We start from the raw sequence: 299 nt of genomic DNA, 5'->3' as shown, positions 1-299 counted from the left end.
AGGGTGTGCCATCACCCCTCCCATGGCAGAGCCTATAGCTCCATGGGCACTCATACTGTGACCATATGAGTTAGGTTGTTTGGGCGATATTCAGAGCTCCCACTCTATCCCGATGCCCCCGGTAGCCACACCCACACTGATACATTCGGTCGGTTACTTTATTTCTAGTTTGACATGTCGGGCAAGTCTGAGAGGTATACTCTGGATTGACCTTTTTAACAACGATACCGATTTCTCTTGCTTTATATTCAATGAAGTCAGTCAGTTGAGCGAATGTCCAGTTATGCAGAATCGCTGTG

General features: G+C 47.5%; 1 protein-coding gene. It reads right to left on the bottom strand.

All coding sequences use genetic code 11. From position 1 onward, the window contains the following. Window positions 1-70: 70 nt before the first annotated feature. Window positions 71-299 (bottom strand): transposase (locus ACYQ4S_RS12590; protein WP_459771523.1); only part of this gene is annotated, 229 nt, incomplete at its 5' end.

It is taken from the genome of Alkalibacterium sp. s-m-28, from assembly GCF_054658175.1.
This window is presented reverse-complemented; position numbering and strand designations above follow the sequence as displayed.